The organism is Allobosea sp. 01N443 (genome assembly GCF_056399325.1).
Genome location: NZ_JBFTRC010000210.1, coordinates 1 through 9,546, shown reverse-complemented (window position 1 = coordinate 9,546; position 9,546 = coordinate 1). Strand labels below are relative to the sequence as shown.

Genomic DNA, 9,546 nt, shown 5'->3' with positions numbered 1-9,546 from the left:
CATCTTGCCGAGGAAGATCGCCGAGGAGAAGGCGAGCGTAAGCAGCCCTGCGACGGGGCCGAAGCCGAACAGCTTCACGAAGAAGATCGCGATGATGACCTCATGGAAGGTCCGCCCGATCACGATGAAGCCGCGCGCCAGAAAATAGAGCGGGCGCGGCGAGAGATTGGCAGCGGCAGCCAGCCCGATCGGGATTGCGAGCAGGGCGCCGACGATCGTCGAGGCGATCGCGATCTGGATGCTCTCCACCATGCCCGAGAGCAGCATCTCCCAGCGCGAAAAATCCGGCGGGAACATGCGCGCGAAGATATCGAGCGCGCGCGGCAGGCCGGCGAGGATGCGGTTGCCGTCGATATTGAGGTCGGACACCGACCAGATCACATAGGCAACGACGGCGGCCCAGAAGATGAATCGGCGCCGGCGGCTGCCGAACAGGCTCGGCGGCCGCCATGTGGTCGGATAGGCGGGGGAGGCGGTGGCGCTCATGAGGCGGAACTAAGCGCCGGCGCGGGTTCGTCGTCGCCCTCACCGGGCAGGATCCAGTCCTCGTCGCCATAGATGACCGAGAGAACCTCGTCCGTCAGTTCGGCCGGCCCGTCGTCGAAGACGACGACGCCGTCGCGCAGGCCGATGATGCGGTCGGAATAGGCCTTTGCCAGCGCGACGTCGTGGATATTGATGATCGCTGGCGTTTGCCGTTCGGAGACCAGTTCGCGCACCAGCCGCATGATCTGGCGGGCGGTTTTCGGGTCCAGGCTGGCCGTTGGCTCGTCGAGCAGCAGCAGATCGGGCCGTTGCATCAGTGCGCGTGCAATGCCGACGCGCTGCCGCTGCCCGCCCGACAGGGCGTCGGCGCGCTGATTGTGGTAGCCGTCGAGCCCGACGCGGTYGAGAAGCGCGAAGGCCGACTGGATATCCTCCGGCGGAAAGCGGTAGCGCAGCGAAGCGAACAGGCCGACATAGCCGAGCCGGCCCGAGAGCACGTTCTGCATCACGGTCAGCCGCTCGACCAGATTGTACTCCTGGAAGATCATGCCGATCCGCCGCCGCGCGGCTCGCAGCCCCTTGCGATCGAGAGCCACAATATCCCCGCCATTGAGCAGGATGCGCCCGGCCGTCGGCTCGACCAGCCTGTTGATACAGCGGATCAGCGTGCTCTTGCCCGCGCCCGATGAGCCGATGATCGCGACGACCTGCGGACGGTCGATSGTGACATCGACGCCAGCCAGGGCGCGTTTGCCCGTCGGGTAGGTTTTTTCGAGCGCCTCGATCCGCAGCAGCGGCGTGCCGGAAGGGGTCGTCATCAATCCGGCTTCAGCTTGGAGAGGCCGTCCTGGGTATAGACGATGCCGGTATCCCGCTGGATCGTCCGGATATCGGCCCAGTCGGCCTTGTAACTCAACGCCTTGAAGCCCTTCTCGTCCTTGAACTCCTTGGCCAACTTGGAGTTCTTGAAGTCGAAGGTCGCGAATGCCTGCTTGATCTTGTCCTGCAGCTCGGGCGCGAGGTCATGCGAAATGCCGAAAGCGGTCCGCGGGAAGGGCGCCGATTCATAGACGATGCGCAGGTCGTCGGGCTTGAACATGCCGCGGGCTCTCATGCGGTCGACCACGCTCGATGCGACGGGAGCGGCGTCATAATCCTTGTTCACGACGCCCATGATCGAGTTGTCGTGCTTGCCGGAGTACAGCACCTCATAGTCCTTGCCCGGCTCGACCCCCTTGTCCTTGAACAAGACGCGCGGCGCGGTGTCGCCGGAATTTGAGGAGGGCGCGACATGGGCGACGCGTTTGCCCTTGAGATCGGCAATGCTCTTGATCGGACTGTCCTTCGGCACGATCAGCTGCAGCGTATAGCCGACGCCGCCGTCATGGCGCTCCATGGCAACGATCGGGACGAAGCCGGCAAGATTGACCGCGAACGGCGTGGGGCCGCTGGCGACGCCCGCGATATGCAGGCGGCCCGAGCGCATGGCCTCGATCTGGGCCGCATAGGATTCTGCCGAGAACCAGCGGATACGCTTGCCCGTGACCTTGCTGAGATGGGCCAGGAAATCGGAGAAGACGTTCTCGTACACGGCCGGGTCCTCGACCGGCGTGTAGGAGAAGACCAGCGTATCCGGGTTCTTCTGCTGCGCCTTGTCGCTCGGCGTATCCGCGAGAAGATCGTTATCCGCATCGCAATAACGCGCATCGAGCGTGCCGCGATTTGCGCAACTCTGTGCATGGGCGGGCGATGCCAGGGCGAGCCCCATGGCTACCGCGCCGAGCGCGGCCAGCGAAATCCGAACCATCCGTTCCCTCCAGATTCTCTGCCGCATCTTCTGGCGGCCTGAGCGGCCGGTGCGGTTGATCTGAAATGATCATAATGCGCGGGAACGATCATGCAATCATGATTTTGCCGGCTATCCTCTCAAATCGTGCATCATGCCACGACGCAGCGAACGCCAGCCGTGTCGAACAGGCGGCGCAGGGGCTTGGGCGGCTCGTTATCGGTCACCAGAGCATGGAAGGCCGAGAGCGGCGCGACGCGGGCAACGCCGGCCTTGCCGAACTTGGAAGCATCCGCGACCGCGATTCCATGGCGGGAATGGGCCAGCGCCACCTGCCGCACCGCGATCTTCTCCAGGTCGAAATCCATCGGCGCGCCGTCATCGTCGAAGCCGCCGAAGCCGATCACCGCATAATCGACCCTGAACATCTTGAGGCTTTCGGTGGTGACGCTGCCGACGAGCGAGCCGTTCGCGCCACGGACGCTGCCGCCCGTCACGAACACGTCGAACTTGCCGTGGGAGCAGAAGATCATCGCGACGGAGACGCTGCAGGTGATGATCCGCAGAGTCATCTTGCTCAAAAGCGCCCGCGCGACGGCTTCGACCGTCGTTCCGACATCGAGATAGACCGATGCGCCGTCGGGAATCATCTCCGCCACCGCTCTGCCGATCCGCTCCTTGCCGGCGGGAGCCGTCGTCAGCTTCTGCGCGTAGCCGGGGCGGAACGTGCCGTCCGTCAGGCCGGCACCGCCGTGGAAGCGGTGCAGGTAATTGGCCTGCTGCAGCTTGATGATGTCGCGCCGGATCGTCTGGCTCGACACTTCGAATTCCCTTGCGAGCCCGTCGATCGTGACGAACCCGAGCTCCTGGACCGCCGCAAGCACGCTGCGCTGGCGGCGCGTCAGGGCAGCGGGTTTCKGGGAGGCTGCGCCGCGCGCTGACATGTCGACCTCTTGCACCTGGACGAAGAGAGCCGGGCGCGGGAGCGCCGCGCGCGGCCTGTTCGCGATTGTGGAAGATATCTTACATTTCTGCCAGCTCTATTGCGGGCGAAGTCACCCTTCTCCGACATAGCGTCGGCGCAGATGCGCCTTGAACACTCCAGCGTCGAGCGGGCGGCCGGTGGCGCGGGTCAGCAACTCGTCCGTCTCGTAGAGCGAGCCCTGGCTGTGGATGTTGGTCCGCAACCAGTCGAGGAGCGGGGAGAAATCGCCGCGCCCGATGGCGGGCAGGATCTCCGGCTGGGTCCGGCAGGCTGCGTCGAAGATCTGCGCGGCCGTCATCGCACCGAGCGTATAGGTCGGGAAATAGCCCCAGCCGCCGCTCGGCCAGTGCACGTCCTGCAAGCAGCCGAGACGGTCGTCCGGCGGCGTGATGCCGAGCAGCTGCCGCATCTGCTCGTTCCAGGCCGAGGGCAGCTCCGAGAGCGGCATGGCGTCCGCAATCAGGGCCTGCTCCAGTCGATAGCGCAGGATGACATGGGCGGGATAGGTGACCTCGTCGGCATCGACGCGAATGAAGCCGGGCTGGACCCGCGTCGCATTGCGCCACAGGGCCCCGGCGTCCCAGGCCGCACCGCTCGCGCCAAAGGCCTCGCGCATCAGCGGTGCCGCGAAGCTCATGAATTCATGGCTCCGGCAGGCCTGCATCTCGATCAGCAGCGACTGGCTCTCGTGCAGGCTCATGCCGCGCGCATGGCTGACCGGCTGGCTCAACCAGGCTTGCGGGCGGCCCTGCTCGTAGAGGGCATGACCGGTCTCGTGCAACACGCCCATCAGGGCCTTGGTGAAGTCGGCCTCGTCATAGCGGGTGGTGATACGCACATCATTGTCGGCACCCCCGCAGAAGGGATGTGTCGAGATGTCGAGCCGGCCACGCTCGAAATCATAGCCGAGCGCCGCCATCATCTTCAGGCCGAGCCGGCGCTGCGCCTCGATCGGAAAGGGCCCTTCCAGACTCGGGGCGGCAGGCCGCCTGGCCTGCGCTGCCAGCGCCTCCTGCGTGAACCCCGGCAGGAAGGCCGCGAGATCGTCGAACAGCCCRTCGATCCGCTGCGCGCGGYCGCCGGGCTCGTAATCATTCAGCAGCGCATCATAGGGCGAGAGCCCGAGCCGCTCGCCCTTGGCCCGCCCGATCTCGCGCTGAAGCTTGAGCACCTCGGCCAGAAAGGGCAGCAGGCCGGCAAAATCCGAATCGGCCCGGGCCTGGCGCCAGCGCATCTCACAGGCCGAAACTGCCTTGCTCGATGCTTCGACCAGATCGCTGGGCAACGCGGTCTCGACCGTCCAGCTGCGCCGGATCTCGCGCAGATTCGCCCGCTCCCAGGCGCCAAGCGTCGTATCGGCCTCGGCTTCTGATAGCCAGTCGCCGATACGCAGCTCGGTCACCATGCCGTGGCGCAGCACATGCAGCAACGCCATGCTCTCGGCCCGCGTATCGGCCGCTCCCTTTGGCATCATCGCGTCATTGTCCCATTGCAGGATGCCAATGGCATTGGACAGGGCGGCGACGCGGCTGAAATGGGCGGAAATCTCGGCATAGGCAGTCATGGCGGAAACTCGCAATCCGGTAGCCGTAGGGCAGGGCGCAAAGTGGTGCGTCATTCCCAGGGCTTGATCAAGCGCACGGGAGCAGGCGGGCGCCTCACAAGCCCATGGATGAACTGCAGGAGATCAGCCTCGCGTCGCAGGGGCGAGGCGTGCTTCCGCGGTCGCGGTCATGAAGGCGTCGAGTGTCCGGGCGCCGGCCTCCGACAGCCTCAACCCGAGCTTGCTCCGGCGCCAGAGCACATCCTCGGCCCGCTCGGCCCATTCCGCACGCATGAGGTAGCGGACTTCGCGCTCATAGAGATCGGCGCCGAAATGCTGGCCAAGGTCAGCGAGCGAGCCTGTGCCATCAAGGATATCGCGGGCCCGGGTGCCGTAGGCACGGGCGAGCCGGGTGACGGTCTCGCGCGGCAGCCACGGATGCGCGGCACTGAGCGAGGCTGCGAGCGTATCGAAGCCGGTGACCGGAAAGTCGCCCCCCGGCAAGGGGCCGCTGACAGTCCAGCCGGGCTGCTTCGCCCAGCCCGCATGCGGCGCCAGGCGCGCGATTGCAGCCTCCGCCAGCCGGCGATAGGTGGTGATCTTCCCGCCAAAGACCGACAATAGCGGCGCCTCCCTCTCGGGTGCGTCGAGCGTCAGGACATAATCGCGCGTTGCTTCCTGAGCCATGGAGGCGCCGTCGTCATAGAGCGGCCGAACGCCGGAATAGGTCCAGACGACGCCCTCACGCGTCACCGGCTGCTTGAAATACTCGCTTGCCGCCGCGCAGAGATAGTCGATCTCCTCGGCCGTGGCCGAAGCGGTCGCGGGATCGCCGTGGTAGTCGCGATCGGTCGTGCCGATCAGCGTGAAGTCGCGCTCATAGGGAATGGCGAAGACGATCCGGCCGTCGGAATTCTGGAAGATATAGCAGCGGTCATGCTCGTAGAGCTTGCGCACCACGATATGGCTGCCCTGGACCATGCGCACGGCGGCCTGCGTGTTCGAGCGGACGATCCCGTTCAGCACCTGCCCGACCCAGGGCCCGGCCGCATTCACCAGGGCCTTGGCGCGGACGCTGTTGCGCACGCCGTCCCGCACGGTCGTGATTCGCCAGGCGTCACCCTCGCGCTCGGCATGGAGCACCTTCGTGCGGGTGTGGATGTCCGCGCCGCGCGCTGCCGCGTCGGCTGCGTTCAGCACGACGAGCCGCGAATCCTCGACCCAGCAATCCGAGTACTCGAAGGCTTTCACCAGCTCCGGCTTCAGCGGCTCGCCCTGCGGGGCGTGCCGGAGGTCGATAGTGCTGGTCGGCGGCAGGAGCTTTCTGCCGCCGATATGGTCATAGAGGAAGAGACCAAGCCGCAGCAGCCAGGCCGGGCGCAGGCCCTTGTGATGCGGCAGCACGAACCGCAGCGGCCGGATGATGTGCGGCGCAAGCTGCCAGAGCACCTCCCGCTCCATCAGCGCCTCGCGCACCAGCCGGAACTCGTAATGCTCGAGATAGCGCAGACCACCATGGATCAGCTTGGTCGAGGCCGAGGAGGTCGCGCTGGCGAGGTCGCTCTGTTCGAACAGGATGACGGAGGCGCCGCGGCCGGATGCGTCGCGCGCGATGCCGCAGCCATTCACACCACCGCCGATGATCGCGAGATCATATGGCTGGGCGGCAATCTCGGGAACGGCGGTCACGGCGTCTCTCCGGCTGGCGGGTGATAGTTTCAGGTTTGATTTCGTTTTGATGATGATTTTTGAATAGGTGAACCTAAAAGCGAAAGCAATGGCTCGGCCAGCACGGCGCGTTCGCCCGAATAGGGGGCGAGTTGCGGCTCAATCCCGGCGGCCGACTTCGACGAGTTGGACGGCCTCACCTTTGCATAGGGTTCGCAACGCGGGCGAGGGCAGTTCGTCGGTGACGAAGACATCGACCTCGGAAAGGTGCCCGATGCGGATCGGGGCCGCCCGCTCCAGTTTCAGCCGGTCGGCAACCAGCATCACCCGCCGTGCATTATCGATGATCGCGCGCGAGATCTTGACCTCACGGAAGTCGAAATCGAGCAGCGCACCGTCCTCGTCGATGGCCGAGGCCCCGATCACGGCATAATMGACCTTGAACTGGCTGATGAACTCGGCCGTGCTCGAGCCGATCAACCCGCCATCCGTGCGCCGGACCGGCCCGCCGGCCAACACTACGTCGATCCTGGGCTGCCGGTACAGCAGCGTCGCGACATTCAGGTTGTTGGTGATGACCATCAGGTCCTCATGTTGCATCAAGGCGCGCGCGACCTCCTCGGTCGTGGTGCCGATATTGATGAAGAGCGAGGCGTTGTTGGGAATCAGCCGGGCGGCCGCTTCGCCGATGGCGCGCTTTTCGGCCTGCGCAATGAAGCGGCGGGCCTCGTAGGCGACGTTCTCGACCCCCGAAGCGATGACGGCGCCGCCATGGATGCGGGTCATCAGCCTGCGGTCACACAGCTCGTTGAGGTCCTTGCGAATCGTCTGGGGGCTCACATCGAAGCGAGCGGCCAGCTCGTCGACGCCGACCTTTCCCTGCAATCGCGCCGTGGCCAGAATCTCGGCMTGCCGAGGGGTGCTGAGCTGATCCATGAGCCTGTCACTGCAAGTGTGATTGCGATTAGCTTTCAGTTTGCAACAAAATCACGCAAAATGTGAATGTCTGATTACGCTGCGCCAGACTCGCCCCGCCGGATCAGCGAGTCTTGAGGGAGCCCCGGAGCTGTCATGCATCAGGACGCCGATGCTGGCGCCGGAGTAGGTGCCATTTCGCGGCCGCTCCAGGCGCTGCTGGCCGCCCCATGATCGCAGCGCAACCGAGCAAGCCTCGGATCCCTATTCAGCCACGTTGGGTGAAGCGCTCGGCGGCGTAGGGGCGCGGATCGGTGAACGGCTCTTCGCCGGTCATCATTTCTCCTAGCAGGCGACCGGTGACGGGCCCGAGCGTAAAGCCGTGATGCGCGTGGCCGAAGGTGAACCAGAGCCCGTCATGCCGTGGCGCCTTGCCGATGATCGGCTTCATGTCGGGCAGGCACGGACGTGCCCCGCGCCAGGGTGCGGGATCCACCGCCTTGCCGAGCGGGAAGATGCGCCGTGCGATCTGCTCCGCCTGCTTCATCTGCCGCGTGTCGGATGGGGCGTCACGGGCCGCGAGTTCGATGCCTGTGGTCAGGCGGATGCCGCGCATCATCGGCGACAGCACGAAACCGGCCTCGGCATCGCAGATCGGGTGGTTCAGCACAGCATTGCCCTGCGCCTCGTAATGCATGTGGTACCCGCGCTTGTAGGCGAGCGGGAAACGGTAGCCGAAACGCCGACAGAGATCGTCCGACCAGGGGCCGAGCGCGATGACGGCCGCTTCGGCGCGATACTGCGCACGCGGTGTCGTAATCGCCCAGGCCGCGCCGTTCTGTTCCAGGCCCTTCGCATCGCCGGTGACGAGCTCGCCGCCACGCGCCGTAAAGAGCTTCGCATAGGCGCGGGTCACGGCGCCGGGATCGCTGACGGTGACCGGATCGCGCCAGTGCAGTGCGCCGGCGATATCGCCCTGCAGGGCCGGCTCCCGGCGATTGAGCGCCTGTCTGTCGAGGACGTCATAGGACAGTTGGAACGGACCAAGCTCGGCCGCGCCTTCGGCTGCACGTTCGAAGCTGCGCGCTGACCGGTAATACTCGATCCAGCCTTCGCGACGCATCAGCGGCTCGACCTCGGCCGGCCCCGCGAAATGCTCATGCTCGCCGATGCAGCGCTCGATCAGCGGCAGCATCTCCCGGGCGGCGCGGTTCAATCGCTCGCTTGCCGAGTGCCACCAGTACCGGGCGAGCCAGGGCAGGATCTGCGCCAGGAAATCCGGCTGATAGCGGACCGCGACCGAGCGGTTCGAGGCATAGGCCAGGATCGTGGAGAGGTCCCGCGGGAAGGCATAGGGAATCACCGAGGAACGCTCGATCAGGCCGGCATTGCCGTGGCTGGTTTCGGCGCCGGGCAAGCCCTTGTCGATCAGCGTCACCGCACGACCACGAGCCTGCAGATGCAGCGCCACGCTGACTCCGACGATGCCCGCGCCCAGCACGATGACGTCGGATTGCTTGATCGTTTGGCCCATCGCTCCTCGGCGGCATCACTCGCGTCGCGCTCGACCCAAAGGCCGGGCGACCCGTTCGAGAAGCCTCATTTTTCAGAGATATGCAAGAAAAGAAAAATCGTTTGACACTATGAAAGAAAAATTTCTTGATTGCGCCATCAACCGGGCAAACCCATGACCCAGACGCTGCGCCAGAGACTGCAGGCTTGCCTTGAAGACGGCTCCAAGGCCGACAAGGCGCTCGCGAGCTACATGCTGGCGCGCCTGAACAGCGTGCCGTTCGAAACAGCTGGGAGCCTGGCCGAAAAGGTCGAGGTCAGCGAGCCGACGGTTGGGCGCTTCTGCCGTTCGCTCGGCTACAAGAGCTTCAAGGATCTCAAGGAACAGCTCAGACAGGATATCGGCGACCGGCCCTGGCTGATCAGCGACCGGTTGCGCGATTTCCAGCAGCGCAGCCTGGCCGGCGAGGATCAGCTCGCCCGCGGCCTGCAGCTCGAGATCTCCGGCCTGGTGGCCATCTACGAGCTGGCCCAGACGGATGAATGGAAGCGGGTCGCCAGGCGGCTTGCCGCGGCTTCGGCCGTCTATGTCACGGGCTTCCAGACGGAGCGGGGCCTCGCCCAGTATCTCGCCAACCAGCTCCAGTACCT

9 protein-coding genes are annotated in these 9,546 nt (G+C 65.4%); 1 reads left to right on the top strand and 8 read right to left on the bottom strand.

Going from position 1 to position 9,546, the window contains the following annotated elements; genetic code table 11:
• The 8 genes from AC1DRP_RS31405 to AC1DRP_RS31370 form a co-directional block, all read right to left on the bottom strand.
• On the bottom strand, window positions 1–486 hold a 486-nt coding region (locus AC1DRP_RS31405; RefSeq protein WP_476770545.1), incomplete at its 3' end, for a PhnE/PtxC family ABC transporter permease.
• The gene (gene phnC, locus AC1DRP_RS31400; protein ID WP_476770546.1) at window positions 483–1,280 is read right to left on the bottom strand and encodes a phosphonate ABC transporter ATP-binding protein; all 798 of its coding nucleotides are present in this window, start codon (window positions 1,278–1,280) and stop codon (window positions 483–485) included. The genes phnC and AC1DRP_RS31405, both read right to left, overlap by 4 nt.
• Window positions 1,281–1,303: 23 nt before the next feature.
• Entirely contained in the window at window positions 1,304–2,293 is a 990-nt protein-coding gene (gene phnD / locus AC1DRP_RS31395; RefSeq protein WP_441507078.1) for a phosphate/phosphite/phosphonate ABC transporter substrate-binding protein, read from the bottom strand.
• A 131-nt stretch (window positions 2,294–2,424) separates the two neighbouring features.
• Window positions 2,425–3,216 (bottom strand): DeoR/GlpR family DNA-binding transcription regulator, encoded by a 792-nt coding sequence (locus tag AC1DRP_RS31390; RefSeq protein WP_476770544.1) that lies wholly within the window; start codon window positions 3,214–3,216, stop codon window positions 2,425–2,427.
• A gap of 111 nt (window positions 3,217–3,327) precedes the next feature.
• Window positions 3,328–4,821: a carboxypeptidase M32 gene (locus AC1DRP_RS31385; protein ID WP_476770543.1), complete on the bottom strand. Its 1,494-nt coding sequence runs from the start codon at window positions 4,819–4,821 to the stop codon at window positions 3,328–3,330.
• Between the two features lie 123 nt (window positions 4,822–4,944).
• The gene (gene glpD, locus AC1DRP_RS31380; protein WP_441507081.1) at window positions 4,945–6,489 is read right to left on the bottom strand and encodes a glycerol-3-phosphate dehydrogenase; all 1,545 of its coding nucleotides are present in this window, start codon (window positions 6,487–6,489) and stop codon (window positions 4,945–4,947) included.
• Window positions 6,490–6,627: 138 nt separating this feature from the next.
• Entirely contained in the window at window positions 6,628–7,404 is a 777-nt protein-coding gene (locus tag AC1DRP_RS31375; protein WP_476770542.1) for a DeoR/GlpR family DNA-binding transcription regulator, read from the bottom strand.
• A 247-nt stretch (window positions 7,405–7,651) separates the two neighbouring features.
• Complete coding sequence (locus AC1DRP_RS31370) at window positions 7,652–8,917, bottom strand: NAD(P)/FAD-dependent oxidoreductase (RefSeq protein ID WP_441507083.1); 1,266 nt, start codon at window positions 8,915–8,917, stop codon at window positions 7,652–7,654.
• A 153-nt stretch (window positions 8,918–9,070) separates the two neighbouring features.
• Here AC1DRP_RS31370 and AC1DRP_RS31365 point away from each other — a divergent pair.
• A partial coding sequence (locus tag AC1DRP_RS31365) for a MurR/RpiR family transcriptional regulator (protein ID WP_476770541.1) occupies window positions 9,071–9,546 on the top strand: 476 nt, incomplete at its 3' end.